Below are 21,290 nucleotides of genomic sequence, written 5' to 3'. Positions count from 1 at the left end.
TTTATATCAATCCTAGTTGTAAAAGTTTCTGTAAATCCCCCTACTCCGCAAAGTTTTATTCGCAATGCTGCGTAGTCCCGAAAAACTTTCGGGACTTTTTTGTGTTAATTTAATAATGACTTAATTACTCTATATTGCCTACATCAAAACCATCATAATGATTAATATCATTTACTTCAGCTAGTTTATAAAACATCATATTTAAGTCATTTAACGAATCAATTGTATGGTGCTGAATTTCGATAACTTGAAGATAATACTCTACATCATCTTCTTCATTTATTTTTTCAGCTTCAAAAATACTTTCAAATTTATATCCAAGCTGTTCAAGTTTAACAGTAAAATCTTGTAACTTCTTTTTGTTTGTATCCAAAAAAAAGTAGCTCCACAATAATTTTTCATCTATATTAAAATCGTTCTCTTTTTTTAAATCTTCATAAAAATTAATAATTGTTTCTCTATTTATCATATTGTTTTTTTATGTTCCTCCGTTGGGTTTCGGTCTTATTTGACCTGCAGGTGTAGTTTTTGTTTGCTCAAAATAAGTACCCTGCTCCGCAAACTCTTATTCACAATGTTGCGCAATCCTAAAAGCTTTCGGGACTGACTTTACCTCTTCCAAACAAATGTAATTAAAAACGTTCACGCCATAAAGTCTCCGACTTTAAAACAAGATTTCTTAATATAAAATTATAACAAGGTATGAACGAAAAAAGTCGGAAAACTTTTGTGATGTATCAAAATTCTAATAACTACAAAAAAATGCGCAAAGTCAATCCCGAAAGCTTTCGAGATTGCGCGACTTTTCATAAGAAACTCTTCAGAGAGCAAGAGAAATAAATTATATTAGCAATTCACAAAATGTGATTGATAATAATTAAAATTTAAAGAATACAATAACTTACTACTGACAGTTTTAAACTAAACTAGGAGAACATGTGAGTATATTATAACATCTTAAAACATGAAAATAACTTACAACCCCAGAGATCTTTATGATGATGAATTAAAACTATTAAAAAAAATAATTACCCAAAAACAAAAACTTGCTAACAGAAAAATAAAATTTCCCCATTTACTTATTGCAGGCGGAGTAGGAATCGGATCCGCTTTTATTGCAGTTAATATACCAGAGAGTTTCTGGACATTCCTCTTTGGAACTCTTTCGGTTTTAGCGTTTTCATTTATTGTATTCTTTCCTTATGAAATTCATAAATTAACAAAAGAACATAAAATTGTATTGAATCAACTTAATAAAATAATAGATAAAGGTGTAGTTCATACTTGCAAGATTTCTGCTGAAAGAATTGCTATAGCACCAGAATATGAAGATGAAAGTGATTTATATGTTATTGAACTTAATAAAAACGAAGTGCTTTATCTATGGGATATAGGATATCATTTGAATAAAAATTTTCCCTGTTTAGACTTTGAAATTTATGAGAATATTTTTTTCGAATGTACTGGCATGCAAATTTATGCTCTGAGTAATAAAGTAAAACCATTAAAAATTGATAAGAAAGTAAAATGGGACTTTATAAAGAAGTTTGGAGCGCCCGGAAATCTAGAAATTCGTAAAAGTCCTTTTGATGAAATCTTTAAACTGAATTGAATTATGGTTTAAAAATTAAACTATCAAATAAAGGAATACTCTACCAAAATATTTTAAAGATTAATATTATATTCTTCATATCATCAATAAAATGATTCGGAAATTAATTGCCACAACACAAAAAGCTTCAGATTACTCTGAAGCTTTTTGTGTTCTAGGCCTTGATTGAAACTTTTACATCTGGTAACTACAGCAATTCTTTCAATACTTTTTTACCATTTTCATTATCTGGATTTAATTCAACAGATTTTTGATACATTTTAATCGCATCCTCTTTTTTACCGCTTTGTAGTAATGCCTCTCCATAGCTATCATATATATTTGAACTGTTAGGAAAAAGTAATGCTGCCGAAGCGAATGTCAGCAAAGAATTGTCTGTTTTTTGAAGTCTAAGAAATTGATACCCCAATCTATTAAAATCTCTTTCTGATGCTTCGTAGCTATCTGGCTTTTTTAAATATCCTTCAATTAACTGATTTGCTTTTTCTTTATCCCCGCTTTCAAGCAGACTGCCATAAATTCTCGAAAGATTCTGCAAAGGCATTTTATAAGGCTTATGATCGATTAATTTCAAAACTTCATTGGCTGTAATAAAAACTGGACTTGCTGTATTGGACAGCAAAATAACCGTGTTGTTTCTAGTAATATTATGCATTAGAATTGATGTAAGCCCAGTATTGAGTCCGTCGTGAAAAATTATTTTTTCATTAGTATCATTAGTGTACATCGCCCAGCCTAAGCCATAGGCGATCTCTTTTTCATCCATTCGAAAAGAAGCAGTTTTGCCGTTATTAAGCTTTGCTGGTGTCAGCGCTTCTTCTAATTCTTTCTTGCTTAAAAGCTGATAGCTAAATAATGCTTTTTGATACTTCTGTAAATCTAAAGCCGTACTTACAATACCTCCAGGCCCATAAAAATTGCTTTTCTCATCTATTAAAAAAGTTTCTTTTAAGGTTTGGACATTGACTAGATTCGTTGAATAAAAATTTGGATAAGTATACAATTCTACCTGATTTGGCTCTTTAAGTCTTCTATTCTTAGGGAGAAATGAATCTTTCATTTTAGCAGGATCGAAAATATTTTTTTTCAAATAATCTCTAAAATCAATTCCTGTTATTTTTTCTACTATCAAAGCCGCAAGGCAGTAATTAACATTATTATATTCCCATTTGTCTCCCGGAGCAAATGAAAGCGGTACTTTATTTTCAATTAATGCTGGTATAATATCTTTATTAGAAAAAGTTTTCTCTGGATTTTCTTTTATTGCATTATCAAATAGACGATAGTAGTGACTTACTCCAGAAGTATGGCTCAGCAGATGTCTAATACTAACATTGGGATAAGGAAAATCCTGAAGATATTTTTGTACTGGATCGTCAATATTCAATTTCCCCTTTTGTTTCAGCTGCAGTATTGCTGTCGCAGTAAACGTTTTGGATACTGATGCAATTGTAAATTGAGATTTTTCATTGATTTTTTCTTCCTTGTCGATATTAGCATATCCATAAAAATCAGAAAAAACAGTTTCTCCCGATTTAGAAATTAAAACACTGCCGTTAAAAAGATTATTTTTAGCAAGGGTCGAAAAGAAATCTTTTATCTCTTGTCCTGAGATCGTACTTGTAAAAAGTAAAGCTGTAAAATAAAGAAAAAATTGTTTTTTCATTTTGATTGATTTGATTGATGATTGATTTTTAAACGAAAATAATGAAATATTATTCTTTCAGATTTAGATTCTGGTTATTTTATCAATCATGTATAAAAATATATTAATTCAAATATTCTTGCATTAATGCAAAAAGCTCCAGAGAAATCTGGAGCTTTTTTACTTATTTCTTACGCAGGTTTTATTAAAAAAAATGAAAGTTGTTGTTCCTTAGTTTTTCCTCACGATCTGAGAAGTAATTGGCTCTCCTCTTTCTGTAAAAACATCATCAGCATAGTAATTTTGAAACTGCATAGGAAGACCAACACCCGTTGCAAGAGAGGAAGTTGACTGCAGATGGTAATGCAGATGCGGGCCTGTAGAGTAACCGCTGTTTCCTGCCAGACCAACCTGCTGCCCCCTCTTTACTGTATCTCCAACTTTTACTATTATAGAATTCTTTTTTAAATGAAGCATAAAAGAAAACTCTCCATTCAAATGATCAATAATAATATAATTCCCAAACGATTGCTTACTATTTTTAATTCCCGGAACATTATCCTCAATTGTGTTTTCCATTGCTATTATTTTTCCGTCTCCAGAGGCGTTCAAACGTTTCCCAAAACAATAATAATCTTCATTTTTGGTTCCGTCTCCCGTATTTCCTCTTCGATTTATTACATGGACAATGTCTAAAGCATATCTTTGGTGACGGTTAGGAGTAAAATGATGATTTAATTCCAGAGATTTTCCTCCCGCGACTATATACCAGTCGTCTTCAAAAGGCAGTTCTAAAACCGTTTTTGTCTTATAATTTAAGTAGACATCTTCGTCGTATTTTCCTTCATCACCCATCAGCATGTCTGCACAGGAGGCAAATAAAAACATAAAGATAATTGCAAAAAAGCATCCCAAAAATTTGATTTGTTTCATGATTAAAATTTATAGTTAATACCCAGATTCAATTGATGCTGCAGTTCTCTGTATGCACTTGGCACCTGAAGTCTTGCATAATTAAAGTTATATACTGCTTTTATATCAAAATGATTAGAAAGCTTGTACCCATACTCCAAATCCCATAAAACACTTTGATAGTTGTCTATTGTATAAAACTTTCCTTCAGCGTTGGTAACTCTAAGCAAAATTATAGGAAGTGTTAATTTTGATGATAAATATTGTTTTTCACTAAATTGGTATCTGAATCTTGCCGCTATTCCAAATTCCTGATGTAATGTATAGTAATCCCCATTATTAAAAGTAGAAGTATTTGGATTGCTATAAATAGAAGTATTAGTCTGCGATTGGAGTCCTCCATAGATCGTAAATCGGTCTTTATTATGAATCTTTTTCAGATAAGAAAAACCCAACCCAACTTTTGCAAAATCAGTATTGAGATTGGAAAGCTTATCGGTTTTTAATTCAGATGAAAGATAATCCGCCTTCACTTCAAATAGATTTTCTTTTTTACTACTATGTGTGTAATTTAATTTATACACCGAGCCTTCATACTCATACATTGCCACTGGCGCAAATTCGAGATTTTTCAAATAGCCAAAATTATATCCTGCAGAAAATTCCAGCTGGTTCTTTTTTTCAGTAGTTTGAGATTGAACAGACACTGCAGACAAAATCGCAGTTGCAAAAATGAGTCGATTTAATTTCATATAAATTTAAGTTGATTATCATCGGCAAACCTAAATGAAATATAAAATGGTAAAGTCCAAATATCTTCAGACTGAAGAAATCTGAACTTATTTATTGTTATTGCGGAAGCCGTTTGGAGTCATTCCTGTCGATTTTTTGAACGCATTGTGGAATGTTGTCTTTGAAGTAAATCCAGATTCTAATCCTATTGCCAACAAGCTGTAATTTTCATAGTCTGCATCGAGAATCATTTCTTTCACCGCTTCTACCCGATAGTTATTTATGTAATTGGCAAAATTATCTCCAGTAATCGCATTAATAAGCTGCGAAACATATCCTGGGCTTATGCCTAATTGTTCTGCCACTTTTTCTCTGTTGAGATTGCTGTCTCTGTAAATCTCATTTTCTTTACAAAGAAGTTCAAGTCTCTTAAAATAAGGATTTTCTTTTGTAAAGAACTCCAAAGCTGCTGCATCATTTGCTTTATTAAGAATCACTTCTTCGATAGATGCTTCGCCATCTAATACAATCTTTTTATTCAATAATTCATCAATACCTGCTTTATTGTCGGCTAATCTATATCTGAACACACCATAATAAGCTGTGCAATGAATTAAAAACGTAGCAAACAATGCCAGAATCCGCATAACAAATGAAACATCATATTCGAAAAAAAGTGTTATCAAAATAGCCGTTATCCAAGAAAGCATTAAAACATAAACCAAAAGCCATAAAAAAGTAATCCATTTTTTTTCCTGTTTGTCTTTTGAAAATGTAATGAAACGAAAAGTGTAAACAGCCATAAAAGGCATAAATGCAAGAATAATATAAAAATCAAAACTTCCTAAAGTTTCTATAGCGCTTTTAAGAAAGTGCGGTATTGTAAAAATATGTGCAACAGCATCACAATCATAAAAAACATTTGCAAGAGCGGAATAAAGAAATGGAACAAACAGCCAGCGAATATTTTTCGAATTTCTGATGGGATGATTTACCTGATGTATAACAAACATAAAAATTAATACAGGAAAGAGAAATGCCCATTCGACATCATCAAGAAAGCGCAGAAAAGGCATACTGTTGTAAAGATCAATTATTTCGAAGACGAGATTGGCAATAAGAATCGAAAGAGTAAATATTGCATAAGCCAGATATTTATTGGCCTTGCTCTTAAATAATGGTGATTTTAAGATAATTGCTCCAAGAACTATTCCCTGAAAAATTGCCGTGTTAAAAAAAATAGTAAAGATCAATCTATAGCGTAGTATTTAGTTAGAATGCTTCTGTTTTTTTTTAGGTAATTACCTATAATTTTCTATGACGAAACTATACTTAATTCAGTTCATTTTATGTTAAAGGAAATACAATTAAAACTAAATAAAAAGACAATTAATCTGATCTAGAATTACCAATTAGAAAGCTGTAATTCTTTCATTATTTTAGTTAATCATTTCTTAATCCATTTAGAAAGTCATTAGCATTACTATAAATTCGCCTTAATTATTCGTATGAAATAAGCTATGTTTTAGCAAAATTGTTTCAAATACTTTTAAAACCAAATTCCATACTATAACTTGATTTATACAACACTTTTAAATATTGCTATTTTTCAGGGAATAGTCTTAGGCTTCATTATTTTAAAGTCTTCCTTATTCAATAGTAAATCGAATAAATATCTCGCGTACTTACTTTTGACACTTTCCATCGTTTTACTAAATTATGTTTTTGAACTTCAAGATGTATTTAAATCCTATCCTTTTTTACGTTTTATAGACGCTTTCGATTGGGTATTTCTATTACCTGTTTTCACATTTCTGTTTATTATAAACCGCATCGATGATACTGTAAAAAACAAGCAAAAAACGTATTTGTATTACATTCCATTTGTCTACAACAGTACTCTTACTGTTGGAGTTTATCTTGACATTATAGCTGGAATTTATAAAATTCCTGAGTCCTACATGTACCTAATCGATATCCTTAGGATGATTCAATTTTTATTGGCCGTTAGCATCGTATTGTTTCTACCACTTTACTCCTATTTTATGGTAAAACATTTAAAGGATCCACAAGAGAAAAAATGGGTCATTACTTTATTAACTTTCATGTATATGCTGTTAGTTTTCTGGCTAACTACCTATATGGTTGGCTGGTTTTTCCAATTAGATGTTTCTTCTATTATGAGTGTTCTGGGTTTAGCTGCAACATTTGTAATTCATTGGACAGCCTATATCGGTATTTACAAATACAAATTGGCCAAAAACAAACAAGCTATTTTCAATTTTCTAAACAACGATTTAGCTATTTCGCCTGACCAGCTACATATCATTGAAAATAATATAGTCGAAGAATATCGAGAATCGATAACGGCAGATAATCTTTATTTTCAAAAACTGGAACTTCTTTGCCAAGAGGAGCACATTTATAACGACAGTACATTAAACAGAGAAAAAGTAGCCGAAAAACTAGGCATAAGCCCAGGATATCTTTCTCAAATCATAAATACTGTAACAGGAGATAACTTTGCCAATTACATTAATCAATACCGAGTTGAAGCGGTTAAGGAAATGATCTCAAATCCTGAATACGAAAACTACAATCTGCTAGCAATGGGGCTAGAGTCTGGTTTTACTTCTAAAACGACTTTTTATAAAGCCTTTAAAAAAGTTACTGGTCTAACACCAAATGAATACAAAAACGCTAGCAAATAAGTCCCATTTTATCCAATTTTAAGTTTTTGAAACCTTTCATACTTTTTTTCACATCAATTTTGGCTTCAAATAATTCAAATCACTTTTTATGAAAAAAATTTTATTACTAACTGTTTTTACAGTTTTAGGATTTATGAATGTAAATGCTCAAAAAATTAAATTTGGAGCTAAAGCGGGTTTAAACTTTTCAACTGTCAGCGGAGATAACACCAATAACATTGATTATGTAACATCTCAGCATGTTGGCCTTGTATCGGAAATTCCAATCTCTGAAAAATTTTCTTTCCAACCTGAAGTAATGTATTCTCGTCAGGGATATAGCTTGAATACAGATGTTGTTGCTATGAACTATCTGAACATTCCTTTAATGGGAAAATACTATGTAACAAAAGGATTGAGCCTTGAAGCTGGACCGCAGGTAGGTTTTTTACTTTCTGCTAAAAATGAAAAAACTGATGTAAAAGATTCGTTTAATACTGTTGATTTTGGTGTTAATTTTGGTATAGGCTATAAACTAGAAAACGGACTTAATTTTGGTGTAAGATATAATCTGGGATTAACTGACATTAATAATGTAGATAATTCTTCAATCAAAAATAGAAATGGAGCATTTCAAGTATCCGTTGGGTATTTCTTTTTCTAAAACTTAATAAAATAAAAATCCTTCTTTCATTTATTGAATAAGGATTTTTTCTTTTTGAGACAGCAACATTAATCAATGTACTTTTATGAAAAAAAACTATTTACTACTTATCATTTTACTTGCCTTTTATTCCGCCAATGCTCAAAATGAAACCGAATCAAATCCTTTTGAGAAAAAAAATGACATTACCATAAATGCAATTGCGGCCTTTAACAAAACCCTAAACGTAAGCTACGAAAGACATTTAAACAACAGATCGTCGTTAGGCATTTATTATTTTCATGTATTAACAACCGACACAAGCAATGACATGAATTATTCTATTTCTCCCTATTACAGAAGATATTTTGGTAAAAAATACGCATCGGGCTGGTTTGTGGAAGGATTTGGAATGCTAGCTTCAACAGATGGTAAAAAAATATACACTTCAGAAGATCATTCCATATATGCCGAAAATCCCGACGTTATTAATTTTGCTCTCGGTGCCGGCGGAGGCTGGAAATGGGTTAGTAAAAGCGGATTTCTTTTTGAAGCAAATATTGGTTATGGCGGTATATTAATCAATGCTGATAAAACAGATCATACTATTGTTGCAAAATTTGGACTTAGTGCTGGATATCGATTTTAATAACCTTCAAGAATTTGGTTATATTTTCAATGCTTCACCTTACAAAAGCCTAAGAAATTTATATTTCTCAGGCTTTCTTTAATTTGACAATAGATTAAAGATATTTCTTATATTCGTCATTACTAAATACCCTATCAGCTTATAATTTAAAAAACAGTCATATTCTTTTGAATTGTTTTTAAATAAGTCCAAAAATGAAATTAATATGAAAAAAATGAGAATTCGTTTCGCTTTATTACTTTTTATTTGTTTTGCCTCTTCGGCATCATTTGCCCAATTATCAGCTGCAAAAATTGATTCTTTAATGTTAAATACGCTCCAAAGATTTAAAGTTGCTGGAGCATCCATTGCGGTGGTTAAAGACGGAAAAATAATTCATTCGAAAGGTTACGGAGTTAATTCTATCGAAACCAAAAAAGCAGTAGACGAATACACCAATTTTCAAATTGCATCCAATAGCAAAGCTTTTACAACAGCTGCTTTATCCATTTTAGAAGACGAAGGTAAATTGAAATGGACGGATAAGGTTAAAAATTATCTGCCTGAATTTAAAATGTATAACGATTATGTTACAGAGAATTTTAATATTCAGGATTTAGTAACGCATCGCAGCGGACTTGGATTAGGTGTTGGTGATTTGATGTTTTTTCCCGACGGATCCAACTTTACAGTGCAAGATGTTACAAAAAGTTTTCAGCATTTCAAACCTGTTTCTGCCTTTAGAACAAAATTTGACTATGATAATTTACTTTATATAATTGCTGGGGAAATAATCGCAAAAGTCAGCGGAATGCCTTATGAGCAATTTGTACAACAAAGAATTATAACTCCTTTGCAGATGAATCACACTTTTGTTGGAAATCTGCTGCAAGATAAAACAAATCTTGCCGTTCCACATTCTTCCGTATCTGGAACCATCAAAACAATCGAGGCTTATGATATTGGAATAGCAAGCGCTGCAGGAGGCATTTATTCCAATGTTGCTGACATGGCAAAATGGATGATTGTGCGATTAAATAAAGGTAAATATGGAGAAGATCAAAAGTCGTCTTTGTTCTCTTTAAAAAACCATGATAGAATGTGGCGTCTACACACTATTATGCCTGTAGATTCTGATCCGAGATACAATTCTCATTTTAATGGTTACGGTTTAGGATGGTTTTTATCAGATGTAAAAGGCAATCTTAAAGTAGAACATACAGGAGGTCTGCCAGGAATGTTATCTAAAGTAACCTTGTTTCCTGATCTAAACTTAGGAATTGTTATTCTGACGAATACTGAAAATGGCGGTGGCGGTCTTTTTACTGCGGTATCCAATACTATTGAGGACAGTTATTTAGGTCTGGATAATTTTGGCTGGACAGATAAAGTAGCGCAATGGCTGGATGAAGATAAAACGGAAAGCGATGATGTAACCAAAAATGTCTGGAAAAAAGTCGCTTCTGCAAAAAACACTAAAATAAAAAACGAAGATTACGTTGGCATTTATGAAGACCCTTGGTTTGGAAAAGCAGAAGTATTTTTGAATAATAAGCAATTGTGGATCAAATGTCTTCGTTCTCCAAAATTAAATGGCACAATGGCTTTTTATAATGCCAATACATTTGCAGTAAAATGGGAATATCAGGCCATGAATTGTGATGCTTTTGTTCTATTTTCACTAGACGAAACAGGTAAGGCACAGTCTATTAAAATGAAAGGAATTTCTCCAAACATGGACTTTAGTTTTGATTTTCAGGATTTGGATTTCAAAAGAGTAGAGAAATAGAGAATCGGGAGCTTTGCTGCAAAACTTTCAGATTAATTATCACTTGACTTTGAAGTATTGAGAAGCTCATTCAACCCGACTTTATCAAATAAAATTCTGCCGACTTTAATATCCGACCATCCTTTTTTTAATTTATAGGTAAAAGTCGGCACATTGTTAATCAATTCACAATCTAAGTAAAATGTAGCGATATTATCATTGGTAACATCTCTTAATTCCTGAATATGGGTAGAAATAAAGAAATAGGAATTACTATACTTACTAAGACCATTTATGGTAGTTCGGCAAATTTCTGAAGCATCTTCAACATTTGTTCCGCTAAAGAGTTCGTCAAATACTGCAAAACATTTCTTTCCTTCTGCTGCGTTTAAAACGACATCTTTAAGATTCATAATTTCTGTCATAAAATGACTGTATCCGCTTAAGATATTATCTCGTTTATTAATTCCAATTGAAAAATCACTGCAAACAGGAATTATCCCTTTTGACGCAGGAATGGCAAGTCCAAGATTTCCTAAATAAACACACAAACTAATAGACTTAAGAAAAGTCGATTTTCCTGACATATTCGGTCCATTTAATACAATAACATTACTCGAAGCTGTAAAATTATTTTTAACTGGATTTTGAACCAATGGATGATAGAATTCGTTAAGATTGATTTCTTTCTCGTGAAAAGTTGGAAAAGAAAACTTTTTATTTTTTACTGCCAAACTGATAGAACAATACGATTCGAACAAAAATAAATCTCCCCAAAATGTTTCTATTCTCTGCTCGATCTGCAGCTTCAGAATTTTATCTGCTAGTTCTTTAATATGTTTTCTTTTTAAACGTTTTTCCCTGATTATAAACTCATAATGTTTCAATTCAAAAAATGAAAGAAAAGATAGAATCCTATTTAAGTCTTTTCTGTAAATTTCAGGAAAATCTTTGACCCTAATTCTTGAAAAATAGAAAGATTCCAGTCTGTGAAAAAACAATATCAATTGATGCAGTTTGTTCTTCAAAAGAATTTCATCATCATCTGGACTCGAAAAAAGAAAACCTTTACTTTTTAAGTTTACTGCTTTAAATGTATTTAGAAAAAAGTGAACTTCATTTAAATAAAGAACGGTATAGGAATAACTTTCCAAAACGTTCATATTAGATCCGAAAGCCTTGAGAATATTTTGTCTTTCTATAATTTCATTTTCACCTTTTAGAGGTGTTTCCAATAAATAAAGAAGCCTATTTTTTGTAAAAGAATTTAAGGAATAATCAAATATCGGCAGTATTTCGTTTTTTATATTTAAATCTTGAATATTCTTCATCTTTAGTACTTTCGATAGTTATTGCAAGCTGTAAAAAGTCAGAGGCTTCTGCTCCTCTTTCTTTTAAAAAGGTTTCATACTTTTATAATACAATTCAATACTTAAAAATTAATGATTGCATTTAGAAAAAAGAACCATCATTTTTACTAAAGCAAGTATTATAAAAAAAATAGTTTTTCCAGATATACCAGACGAATTGTCTGATGACGAGCCGTTATCAGTATTGTTGGCAAGAACAGCTTCTCTATTGCCAACTAAAATATCCGTTAAATAAGGATCATAAGCTACATAACCTTGCATCGACATGATGCAAGTCATATAAAAATCGGATAGTTTATTGGCATTATAGCGTGCCGAAACAATATTTACAAGACTTCTTATTTTACTATCCATCTCGACAGAACTAAAATAAGATACCAAAACATAAAAACTTCTATATTCAGCATATGGGATTGCCGACATATTTGCCGAACCCATTTGGGTTAAATTTGTAAGTATAAAATCTAGTTTTCCGTTAAGTTTTTTATTCAACTGAAAAAGGGCATCTTCTGGAAAACAGTCTTTAAAATCAAAAATATCTGTGATGTAATCAAACTTATTCTGAGATAAATTCTGGTCAAAAAACAACACTAAATCATCATTAAGAAATTGACTGATGAAAGACTGAATCTTTGCAGCATCATATTCTCTTTGAGGAGCAGGAAAATTATGTCTGGAATAATTTTTCTTCGAAAAAAGATTATATAAAATTCGGCTTGAAACTATAAAATACAATTCCTCGCGATACTCCTTTAAAGCCAGAATCAGATTATTAGCAACATTAACATCTATATCTGCATTGATTCTTTTCTCAACATTAATCTGTTTTTCTACTCGAATTATGTCTTCTGGGGAAAATAATAGAACATTGCTTTTATCTATCTTTAACTCTTCAAATAATTCTATTATGTTCATCTGTGCTGTTAATTTTGAGCAACAAACATAATCTTTTTAACCGTTTTGCAAAAGATTAAATAGAAATAAATTTAGAACCATTGAATTTTTGAAAAAGCAAACAAAAGAAAAAGAATCACAGCAATAATTTTTACAACAAGATATATTTTATCTTGCTCCTTATCTTCCTCCAATTGAACTAAAATAGCTCTGTTTTTTACAAGAGCTTGATTTAAAAGCTCACCAAAAGCATTATAAGATGCCATTGATTTTATAACAGAAATAAAAAAAACATTATCTGTCTTTTTTTTATGAAATCTAACAACCAACGTCATAAGACTATCCATCTTTTGATCTAATTCAATTGATGCAAAATGAGACAGCAAATCATAAAAGGTTTTGTGTTGAATATAAATAATATTTGAGGGTTCACTAATATTTAAAGCAGCTAATTGAGAAAGCGTTAAGTCTAGCTTAGAAAAAACAAGCAAACTCATTTGGTAGATAGCCTCTTCGGGAAAATATTTTTTTAAATCTAAAAGAGCATCCAGTTTTTTAAACTTTTCAGAAGTATTTTCTGAAAGTTTAATGCTAAAAAATGAAATCAAATCTTCTGCTAAAAAAAGAGCAATAAAATATTTTATTTTTTCATCAGAGACAGTCTTCTTGTAATTTAGGAAACTATCTTTGGGTAAATTACTATGGGTAAAAAAATTAAAAAGTATACGATTTGAGATTACAAACAAGAGTTCTTCTTTGTATTCTTTCAAGGCCAAAATTAAATTTTCACTCGTCTTAGCATCTATTTCTGGATTTATCTTTTTCTCAACATTAACCTGCTTTTCGACTCGCATTATATCTTCTGGCGAGAATACTAGAATATGGCTTTTATTTATTTTTAACTCTTCAAATAATTCTATTAGATTCATCCTTACTATATTATTTCAGAGCACAAACATAATCTTTTAACTCTTTTGTAAAAGATTAAATAAAAAAATCAGGAACATTTAGTAACCAAAAAAGGTATAATAACACAAATTGCTGCAATCAGTACACGCATAGCAGGACTTCTATCAGCATTACTAAAGTATTTTCCGGTTATAGAAACAGCATCACTGTTTTTAAATAAAATTTCATTAATACTATCATCAAAAGCCGTATAAAATGCCATTGATTTTATAACAGAATTCCAAAAAACAATATTTGTCTTTTTTTTATAAAAGTCAATAACCAATGACAAAAGGTTCGTAATTTTTTGATCTAATTCAATAGAAGCAAAATGAGATAATAATTCATAAAAGGTTCTGTGTTTGATATAAGCGATATCTGAAACTTTATTATTCTCCAAAACACTCAATTTATAAATTGCAAAATCAAGTTTAGAAAAAATAAGCGAACTCATTTTATAATTAATCTCTTCTGGAAAATATCTTTTAAATTTTACAAGAAGATCCAGTTCTTCTAAATAATGATACCAACCTTTTGATAGTTTTTGACTGAAAAAAGAAATCAAATCATCTGCCAAAAAAAGACTTATAAAATGTTTCATTTTTTCTTCAGAAACATTCAAATTATCATCTTGAAAATGATTTTCAATACGATTATTATTGGTGAAAAAATTAAAAAGTATACGATTTGAGATTACAAACAAGAGTTCTTCTTTGTACTCTTTTAATGCCAAAATTAAATTTCCACTTGTATTTGAATCTATTTCTGAATTTATCTTTCTTTCGAAATTTATGTTTTTCTCGATTCTAATATAATCCGCAGAACCAAATTCTAAAATCTGATCTCTTTTTAAATCTAACAAAGAAAATAATTGAATGATATTCATTGTGTTCCAAAGAATTTTAGGGCTAATAAAAAATAATATTTATAATTAATATCGTATTAAATAAATTGTAAATTGCTGATCATAAAAATCCGATTTTAGAAATGAATACAATCATAAACCAACTGTTTGAAATTGAGAAAAAAGCGTTAGAACAAAACTTCACTGGTTTGGAGCGCAATCTAAAAAGAATTTATAATGAATTGGAAGAAAAAGGATATAAAATTATCAATCCTTTAGGAACCAACTATGATGAAAGAGATAGTTCTATTGATGCAAATATCCTAAACTCAAATTCGAAGAAAATAACCAAAGTTATCAGACCCACCATTTACAAAACAGAAAATGACACACTGCAATTGGTTCAAAAAGCAGTGGTTATTGTAGAATAATAATAGCATTATGAAGAATATCAATATCGGAATTGACTTAGGAACAACAAATTCAGGAATTGCAAAATATGAAAACGGAAAAATCAGTATTTATAAAAATCCTGTTGGTTTCAAAGATACTATTCCTTCTGTCGTTTCGTTTCGAAAAGGACGCATTCAAATAGGTGAAAAAGCAAGAGAACACAGTGCAACAAATGCAGAAAATGTATTCTCTTCTTTTAAACGAAAAATGGGATCTGATGAAATTTATTTCATTAAAGACCTCAACGAAAATCGCAGTCCGATCGAACTTTCTTCAATGGTTTTGAAAGAACTAATTAATTTCGCTCAAGGAGAAAAGCTGAGATCTGCCGTTATTACAATTCCAGCTTCATTTGATACGATCCAATCCAATGCTACCAAAAAAGCAGGTTATCTGGCAGGTTTTGAAGAAATAGTTTTGCTTCAAGAACCCATTGCCGCTTGTTTGGCTTATTCGAATTCATTAAATATTGAAATTACCTCAGACAAAAAATGGCTGGTGTATGATTTTGGAGGAGGAACTTTTGATATCGCATTGGTAAATATTAACGAACGAGATTTAAAGGTATTTGATCACAAAGGGAATAATTTTCTAGGAGGCGTTGATTTGGATACTTTATTTGTTGAGAAAATTATATGTCCAAAAATCGAAAAACAGACTCAGGAAAATAATCTTTGGTCAAAACTAATTTCTAAAGAAAACTCCGTTTACAATAAACTCTTTTTTGAACTTTTGTATAAAGCAGAAGAAGCCAAAAAAGAACTTTCTATTAAAGAAATCTCAAGTATTGAAATCGATTTTGATGAGCTTGAAATTTCATTAGACATCGATATCAGCCGAAAAGAATTAGAATCCATCATTCAGCCTAAATTTGAAGAATCGTTTCATTTAGTTGAAAAATTAATTAAAGAAAACTTTCTGAGTTTTTCAGATATAGAACGCATTATTCTAGTTGGCGGCACTACATATATTCCTTACATACGCCAGCAATTGCAAGAGAGAACGCAAATTCAGGTAGAAACAAATATAGATCCAACAACTGCCGTAATGCTTGGAGCTGCTTATTATGCAGGTTCTAAACCTTCTGAATTAATTGAAGAAGAAATTACAAGCAAGCCTGCAGCTGTAGAAAACAACATTCAGGTTGAGACTATTTACGAACCGCATTCTAAAGATTCTGAAGAATTAATTGTCATTCTTTTAGAAGAATCTTTTGAGGGCTATTACAGAATTACGCGAGCTGATGGCGGTTTTGACACTGGTCTTTTGAAAGCCAATAAAAAAATAGCTGAATTTGTTCCCTTATTAGAAAAAGCAACCAATCAATTTACATTATTTTTATTCGATAAGCAGCAGAAACAAATATTTAGCAATCCAAATATCCAAATTACCAACGGATTATACAGTATTTTGGGACAGCCAATTCCAAACGATATTTGTTTAGAACTAGACGAAGAATCAGGGAAAAGCCATATGGAAATTATCTTTAAGAAAAACGATATTCTGCCACTTAAGAAAACCATTTACAAAACCTGTTCTAAAAACATATTAAGAAATTCTGACCAAAAACTGATTATAAATGTAGTAGAAGGAAATGCCGGAAATATGGTTGGCAGTAATGTCTCTATTGGATATATTGAAATAGCTGGAAGCAATTTTGAGCAGGATCTTTTAAAAGGAATGGATATCGAACTAAACTTTAAAGTTTCGGAATCTCGAGATTTAAGTATTGATGTTTACATAAGTGCTCTTGATTTGGAAATCAGTGAAGTTTTTAATCCGCATCAGCGAAAAATTTCTATTGAAAAATTAGCCTCCGAAATCAAAAATGCTTTAGATACCATTTTAGAAGAAATAAGAAGTGAAGAACAGCATGAAAATTATGAATATTTAGCCAAATTAAAAAGATCTCAGGAATCGTTGACTGTTCTATATAATGAGGCTTTAGAAAATAAAAATGATGCTATTACAGATAAAAAATATCAAATTGATGAATTGAAAAAAATCTACATTCAGGAATTTGATGATCTCATTAGACACAAACATATCTTGTCTGAGCTCGAAGAATATAACAGCATCAAAGATAGCCTTGCTTTTTATGTTGAGAAAGGAAGTCCACGCCAGAAAGAAGAATTTGAAAAAATTACAAAAAACGAGAAGGAATTTCTTCAATCAAACAATAAATATTTGATTCGCAAGAAGAAAAAAGAACTCGAAAACTTGTTAGAAAACATCTATCACAATCAGGATGAAAGCTATATAGATTATTTTTATTATTTCCGACTTGAAGAGCCGAGTGCCTTTAAAGACAAGTCTAAACATAGTAAATTGATACAATTAGGAGAAAAAGCAATCGACAATTCCAACTTAACGGAATTAAAAACAATCTGCCATCAGCTCTATAATTTATTAATTATTAAACCAAAAAGAACAGATGACTTCAATACATTTGATGGCAATCTTGGAATAAAATAACTTATTTGCTACGTACGTCAATAAAAAAAGCTTCAGATCTCTGAAGCTTTTTTTATTACAACTCTTAAGTACCTTTTCTTCCTATTTTTTCGACTCTAAACTGATTTCAATTTTTGATATATAATCTTCATTTACATCTAAAACATTTTGTCTCAATTTTAAAACATCTTCTAAAAAAGCCTCAATTAGATCAACATAGAATTTTACAACTTTATCAATTCCTTTATTTTTTAATATTTTTAAAGGATCTACTGTTAAAACACTCTTTTTCAGATTTACGATCTCTCTTTCGTATAAACATTTACTTAAAATTTTATCCCAATTCAATTCTTCAAAATTATTTGATCTAAAGAAAAATGGCTTCTCTAATTCATTCCTACTATTATAGTTTATGGTCGTAAAAAAATCAGACTCTACTTTTACAATCGCAATATTCTTATTGTAAACCTTAAATTTTGAAATAAAAATCAAATTAGCATCCTTAAAAATATGTTCCAGATCTAAGATTAGAATTGCGTATAAATCAACCAACTCAAATGTTTTAAAAAAAGAATTAATATAATCTGTATCAAATATTTCAATTGAGACATTATAGGCAGTATTACTTTTATAACCGGTTCTTATAAAAGGAATGTCTTCATATCCTGCAATAAATTTTTGGGATATTATGTTATATTTCAATTTCTTCATGTTGTTTTAGGTATTTCTTCTTTAAAAATTAAAAAACGAATAGACATCAAATCTAAATTCAAGATCATAAAATACTTAGAATTTAAGATTTATTAAACATCTTTTCATGATTACAAAACTTAACATTGTTTTCTTACTAACTAGCTTTTCATTAGCAAATGTTTTTTATAAATTTGCAATCCTGTAATGAAAGCTATTATTTTCAATACAAAATTGTGACTTTCACATCAATACCACGAAAACACTTTACAATTTTTTAAAAACAAATTATATTTTAATTACTAATTCAACACAATGCTTAAAAAAAACAAACCCCAAGTTCTATTTTTTATTCTCTTTAATTTAATTTTTACCCTCAATTCCTTTGCTCAAAAAAGTATTTATGCTGGAATTGAAATTGGCCGAAGAGCAATTAAAGTTTCTGTTATTGATGTAAGTAACATTAGAAAAGCCGATTATAAAATTCTTTCCTTCTGGACAGAAAGAATTCCTTTTGCGGATCATATTGGAGCAAATGGACAACTTACGCCAGAAGATATTAACAAAACAGGTATTATAGTTGTTGACCAATTGAAAAAAATTAGAACCGACTATAAGATGTTAGACGAAAATATCTTTATCGTTGCAGCTCCTGTTTTTGCTTCTGCTACTAATGTTAATGTTCTAAAAAATAAAATTGCTACACTTACTAATAAAGAGCTTGATGTTCTTGAAGTAAATGAAGAAGCAAAAACCTTAGTAAAAGGTGCTATTCCTCCTGTTGATTATGCAACGGCATTCCTTTTAGACATTGGAGCTCAAACTACTAAAGGTGGTTATATTGATGAACTCAAAGATAATAAATTAGAATTTATTCCTTTGGAACTTGATTTTGGTACCATGACTCTTACTGATGCTGTAGAAAAAACGGTTGTAAACAAAAGTCAGGTGAATGATATGTCTACTTACCAAGAAAAGTCTTTTGACTTTAATCCGATTCTGCGTAAAAAGACAAAACAGCTTTTTGATTCCAATCCTCCTTTAGAAAAAAAGGATAAATTATATTTATCTGGAGGTGCAGTTTGGGCTTTTTCAACACTTTATTATGATGAGAACGTTAAAGACCATTATATTGCTTTGACGCTTCAAGATGTTATTGACTATGATGCTATTCTGAAAAACAACTTTGGAAAGTTTACAAACCTTGCAAAAACGAATAAAGAAGCTGCAAGAGTTTTAAATACATACGATCAAAAATACCTTATTTCGGCAAACAATATATTGGTAACATGTCTGGAAAGTATTCCAAATTCTGGAACAAAGAAAATTTACTTTGTAAAAGATGGACAAGTGACTTGGTTGATTTCTTATATAGCAGACCGCTCTAAAAAAGTTAATACTAATTTCTAAAAAGTATTTATTTTACAAATCATCAAAGCTTCAGAGAAATCTGGAGCTTTTTTTATTCTTTAAAATCACAAAAACGCTTCAAACTCGAAATATTTTTTAAATTAACTTATACATAAAAGCCTTATATTAGCAATTGTAATCGATTACATTAATCTTTAAATGCATATTGTCATGAGAATTAAATCTTATATCATTAGTTTACTGAGCCTTTTTATTACTTCAGTTTATGGTCAAAAAGCCGTGCCTGTAAAGCCAAGAATACTAATTAGTACAGATATTGGCGGCACAGATCCAGATGATAATCAATCGATGACGCATTTACTGATGTATAGCGATAAATTTGAAATTGAAGGATTAATTTCATCGCCTTCTTATGGAAACGGAAGCAAACAGGAAATAATTCGAATGATTGATTTGTATGAAAAAGATCTTCCTAAACTTCAAAAACACCAATCCGGATTTGCATCTCCGGATTATCTTCGTTCTATAACCAAACAGGGATATCACGGAAATGTATCTTTTATTGGTTATTCTAAAGCTACAGAAGGTTCTAACTGGATTGTAAAATCGGCTCAGAAAAAAAGTTCTCAGCCTCTATGGATATTGTGCTGGGGAGGTCTAGAAGACTTGGCGCAAGCCTTGCACGACGCACCTGAAATTCAAAATAAAATCAAAGTGTATTGGATTGGTGGGCCAAATAAAAAATGGAGTGCTAATAGTTACGCTTATATTGTTGCCAATTTTCCCAATTTATGGTTTATCGAAAACAACTCGTCTTATTATGGTTTATTCTCTAAAAGTGATGAGCCCGATAGCGTAGTAATTTCAAATTATTACACGAATCATATTAAAGACAAAAGTTTTTTGGGGAAAGACTTTATCAATTATTATAAAGGAGAAGTAAAAATGGGAGATACGCCTTCCCTGCTCTACATGATGGACGGCGATCCCAATGATCCAACACGTGAAAGCTGGGGATGCAGTTTCGAAAAATTCAATCATAGTCCGCGAACTGTACTTGATCGTACAACAACTATTAACGATACGATTGCCTACTGTTCGATTATGGAAATGCGATTTACTGTACCCAAAACAAAAGCTAAAAAAGAATCTATAGGCTTTTGGATGGAAGTGCCTTATGGAAAAACAATTCAGAAATGGCCTGGTTATTATATTGGGAATGATGTTTATGCTATCAGATATATTCCGAAGAAAGCAGAAGTTTTAAATTATAAATTGTCTTCGGATATTCCGGAAATTAACGGAAAAACCGGTGCATTGGTTGCAACCAATTTATGGCCCGGAAAAAGAAGCTCAAAAGATTATCAGTTAGGCAGTAATTGGTTTACAGATAAACACGATCCTGATCTTTATTTTGGCAAAATTCAGGGAGGTAAAACCATTTCAAAATGGAGAGATGAAATTCTTCTGGACTGGAGTAAAAGATGGGAATGGCTTAATGAATAAACTACTTCTATAAAAAGAGCTATTCAGTTTTGATTTTCAAGAATAAAAATGGTTGCAACTTATAAGTTGCAACCATTTTTGCTATTTAAAAAAGTAAAAATTTTCTTTTAAAATCTAATTTTAAAATCAG

General features: G+C 30.6%; 19 protein-coding genes. 9 read left to right on the top strand and 10 right to left on the bottom strand.

Going from position 1 to position 21,290, the window contains the following annotated elements:
• Positions 1-124 precede the first annotated feature (124 nt).
• On the bottom strand, positions 125-469 hold the full coding sequence (locus P2W65_RS10160) for a ribonuclease E inhibitor RraB (RefSeq protein WP_289665330.1): 345 nt from the start codon (positions 467-469) through the stop codon (positions 125-127).
• Between the two features lie 495 nt (positions 470-964).
• On the opposite strand from P2W65_RS10160, the gene P2W65_RS10155 reads away from it, so the two are divergent.
• Complete coding sequence (locus tag P2W65_RS10155) at positions 965-1,612, top strand: DUF2207 domain-containing protein (protein WP_289665328.1); 648 nt, start codon at positions 965-967, stop codon at positions 1,610-1,612.
• A gap of 187 nt (positions 1,613-1,799) precedes the next feature.
• On the opposite strand, the gene P2W65_RS10150 is transcribed toward P2W65_RS10155, so the two are convergent.
• From P2W65_RS10150 to P2W65_RS10135, 4 genes are all read right to left on the bottom strand, one after another.
• Positions 1,800-3,278: a serine hydrolase gene (locus tag P2W65_RS10150; protein ID WP_289665326.1), complete on the bottom strand. Its 1,479-nt coding sequence runs from the start codon at positions 3,276-3,278 to the stop codon at positions 1,800-1,802.
• A 210-nt stretch (positions 3,279-3,488) separates the two neighbouring features.
• Complete coding sequence (locus tag P2W65_RS10145; protein ID WP_289665324.1) at positions 3,489-4,190, bottom strand: M23 family metallopeptidase; 702 nt, start codon at positions 4,188-4,190, stop codon at positions 3,489-3,491.
• A 2-nt stretch (positions 4,191-4,192) separates the two neighbouring features.
• Entirely contained in the window at positions 4,193-4,921 is a 729-nt protein-coding gene (locus tag P2W65_RS10140) for a hypothetical protein (RefSeq protein ID WP_289665322.1), read from the bottom strand.
• An 87-nt stretch (positions 4,922-5,008) separates the two neighbouring features.
• Entirely contained in the window at positions 5,009-6,154 is a 1,146-nt protein-coding gene (locus P2W65_RS10135; protein WP_289665321.1) for a helix-turn-helix domain-containing protein, read from the bottom strand.
• Positions 6,155-6,475: 321 nt separating this feature from the next.
• Between P2W65_RS10135 and P2W65_RS10130 the strand changes: the two genes are divergently transcribed.
• The 4 genes from P2W65_RS10130 to P2W65_RS10115 all read left to right on the top strand — a co-directional run bounded on the left by P2W65_RS10130 (position 6,476) and on the right by P2W65_RS10115 (position 10,651).
• Positions 6,476-7,612, top strand: coding sequence for a helix-turn-helix domain-containing protein (locus P2W65_RS10130; RefSeq protein ID WP_289665319.1), 1,137 nt, complete (start codon positions 6,476-6,478; stop codon positions 7,610-7,612).
• 88 nt (positions 7,613-7,700) lie between these two features.
• Positions 7,701-8,255, top strand: coding sequence for a porin family protein (locus P2W65_RS10125; RefSeq protein WP_289665317.1), 555 nt, complete (start codon positions 7,701-7,703; stop codon positions 8,253-8,255).
• Positions 8,256-8,340: 85 nt separating this feature from the next.
• Complete coding sequence (locus P2W65_RS10120; protein WP_179001206.1) at positions 8,341-8,883, top strand: DUF3575 domain-containing protein; 543 nt, start codon at positions 8,341-8,343, stop codon at positions 8,881-8,883.
• Between the two features lie 205 nt (positions 8,884-9,088).
• Positions 9,089-10,651: a serine hydrolase gene (locus P2W65_RS10115; protein ID WP_289665315.1), complete on the top strand. Its 1,563-nt coding sequence runs from the start codon at positions 9,089-9,091 to the stop codon at positions 10,649-10,651.
• A 32-nt stretch (positions 10,652-10,683) separates the two neighbouring features.
• On the opposite strand, the gene P2W65_RS10110 is transcribed toward P2W65_RS10115, so the two are convergent.
• From P2W65_RS10110 to P2W65_RS10095, 4 genes are all read right to left on the bottom strand, one after another.
• On the bottom strand, positions 10,684-11,961 hold the full coding sequence (locus tag P2W65_RS10110; RefSeq protein WP_289665313.1) for a MutS-related protein: 1,278 nt from the start codon (positions 11,959-11,961) through the stop codon (positions 10,684-10,686).
• A 108-nt stretch (positions 11,962-12,069) separates the two neighbouring features.
• A complete protein-coding gene (locus P2W65_RS10105) occupies positions 12,070-12,915 on the bottom strand; it encodes a hypothetical protein (RefSeq protein WP_289665312.1) in 846 nt (281 codons plus the stop codon).
• Positions 12,916-12,986: 71 nt separating this feature from the next.
• Positions 12,987-13,823, bottom strand: a complete 837-nt coding sequence (locus tag P2W65_RS10100; RefSeq protein ID WP_289665309.1) for a hypothetical protein — start codon at positions 13,821-13,823, stop codon at positions 12,987-12,989.
• Positions 13,824-13,891: 68 nt separating this feature from the next.
• Positions 13,892-14,728 (bottom strand): hypothetical protein, encoded by an 837-nt coding sequence (locus P2W65_RS10095; RefSeq protein ID WP_289665308.1) that lies wholly within the window; start codon positions 14,726-14,728, stop codon positions 13,892-13,894.
• A gap of 101 nt (positions 14,729-14,829) precedes the next feature.
• Here P2W65_RS10095 and P2W65_RS10090 point away from each other — a divergent pair, with 101 nt between their 5' ends.
• Positions 14,830-15,117 carry a hypothetical protein gene (locus P2W65_RS10090; protein ID WP_179001218.1) on the top strand — a complete coding sequence of 96 codons (288 nt, stop codon included), beginning with the start codon at positions 14,830-14,832 and terminating at the stop codon, positions 15,115-15,117.
• A 10-nt stretch (positions 15,118-15,127) separates the two neighbouring features.
• Positions 15,128-17,614, top strand: a complete 2,487-nt coding sequence (locus P2W65_RS10085; RefSeq protein ID WP_289665304.1) for an Hsp70 family protein — start codon at positions 15,128-15,130, stop codon at positions 17,612-17,614.
• 81 nt (positions 17,615-17,695) lie between these two features.
• On the opposite strand, the gene P2W65_RS10080 is transcribed toward P2W65_RS10085, so the two are convergent.
• Entirely contained in the window at positions 17,696-18,304 is a 609-nt protein-coding gene (locus tag P2W65_RS10080) for a hypothetical protein (RefSeq protein WP_289665302.1), read from the bottom strand.
• 294 nt (positions 18,305-18,598) lie between these two features.
• Here P2W65_RS10080 and P2W65_RS10075 point away from each other — a divergent pair, with 294 nt between their 5' ends.
• The gene (locus P2W65_RS10075) at positions 18,599-19,693 is read left to right on the top strand and encodes a Ppx/GppA phosphatase family protein (RefSeq protein ID WP_289665300.1); all 1,095 of its coding nucleotides are present in this window, start codon (positions 18,599-18,601) and stop codon (positions 19,691-19,693) included.
• Between the two features lie 171 nt (positions 19,694-19,864).
• Positions 19,865-21,160, top strand: a complete 1,296-nt coding sequence (locus P2W65_RS10070; RefSeq protein ID WP_289665299.1) for a nucleoside hydrolase-like domain-containing protein — start codon at positions 19,865-19,867, stop codon at positions 21,158-21,160.
• Positions 21,161-21,290: the final 130 nt, after the last annotated feature.

This window comes from Flavobacterium panacagri (assembly GCF_030378165.1).
Lineage (GTDB): Bacteria > Bacteroidota > Bacteroidia > Flavobacteriales > Flavobacteriaceae > Flavobacterium > Flavobacterium panacagri.
Note: the sequence above shows the minus strand (reverse complement) of the source record. Positions and strands in the feature narration are given on the sequence as shown.

Coding starts and splice junctions, on each gene's coding strand:
- P2W65_RS10160 (WP_289665330.1), bottom strand. CDS start 469: ATGATAAATAGAGAAACAATTATTAATTTTTATGAAGATTTAAAAAAA.
- P2W65_RS10155 (WP_289665328.1), top strand. CDS start 965: ATGAAAATAACTTACAACCCCAGAGATCTTTATGATGATGAATTAAAA.
- P2W65_RS10150 (WP_289665326.1), bottom strand. CDS start 3,278: ATGAAAAAACAATTTTTTCTTTATTTTACAGCTTTACTTTTTACAAGT.
- P2W65_RS10145 (WP_289665324.1), bottom strand. CDS start 4,190: ATGAAACAAATCAAATTTTTGGGATGCTTTTTTGCAATTATCTTTATG.
- P2W65_RS10140 (WP_289665322.1), bottom strand. CDS start 4,921: ATGAAATTAAATCGACTCATTTTTGCAACTGCGATTTTGTCTGCAGTG.
- P2W65_RS10125 (WP_289665317.1), top strand. CDS start 7,701: ATGAAAAAAATTTTATTACTAACTGTTTTTACAGTTTTAGGATTTATG.
- P2W65_RS10120 (WP_179001206.1), top strand. CDS start 8,341: ATGAAAAAAAACTATTTACTACTTATCATTTTACTTGCCTTTTATTCC.
- P2W65_RS10115 (WP_289665315.1), top strand. CDS start 9,089: ATGAAAAAAATGAGAATTCGTTTCGCTTTATTACTTTTTATTTGTTTT.
- P2W65_RS10110 (WP_289665313.1), bottom strand. CDS start 11,961: ATGAAGAATATTCAAGATTTAAATATAAAAAACGAAATACTGCCGATA.
- P2W65_RS10105 (WP_289665312.1), bottom strand. CDS start 12,915: ATGAACATAATAGAATTATTTGAAGAGTTAAAGATAGATAAAAGCAAT.
- P2W65_RS10100 (WP_289665309.1), bottom strand. CDS start 13,823: ATGAATCTAATAGAATTATTTGAAGAGTTAAAAATAAATAAAAGCCAT.
- P2W65_RS10095 (WP_289665308.1), bottom strand. CDS start 14,728: ATGAATATCATTCAATTATTTTCTTTGTTAGATTTAAAAAGAGATCAG.
- P2W65_RS10090 (WP_179001218.1), top strand. CDS start 14,830: ATGAATACAATCATAAACCAACTGTTTGAAATTGAGAAAAAAGCGTTA.
- P2W65_RS10085 (WP_289665304.1), top strand. CDS start 15,128: ATGAAGAATATCAATATCGGAATTGACTTAGGAACAACAAATTCAGGA.
- P2W65_RS10080 (WP_289665302.1), bottom strand. CDS start 18,304: ATGAAGAAATTGAAATATAACATAATATCCCAAAAATTTATTGCAGGA.
- P2W65_RS10075 (WP_289665300.1), top strand. CDS start 18,599: ATGCTTAAAAAAAACAAACCCCAAGTTCTATTTTTTATTCTCTTTAAT.
- P2W65_RS10070 (WP_289665299.1), top strand. CDS start 19,865: ATGAGAATTAAATCTTATATCATTAGTTTACTGAGCCTTTTTATTACT.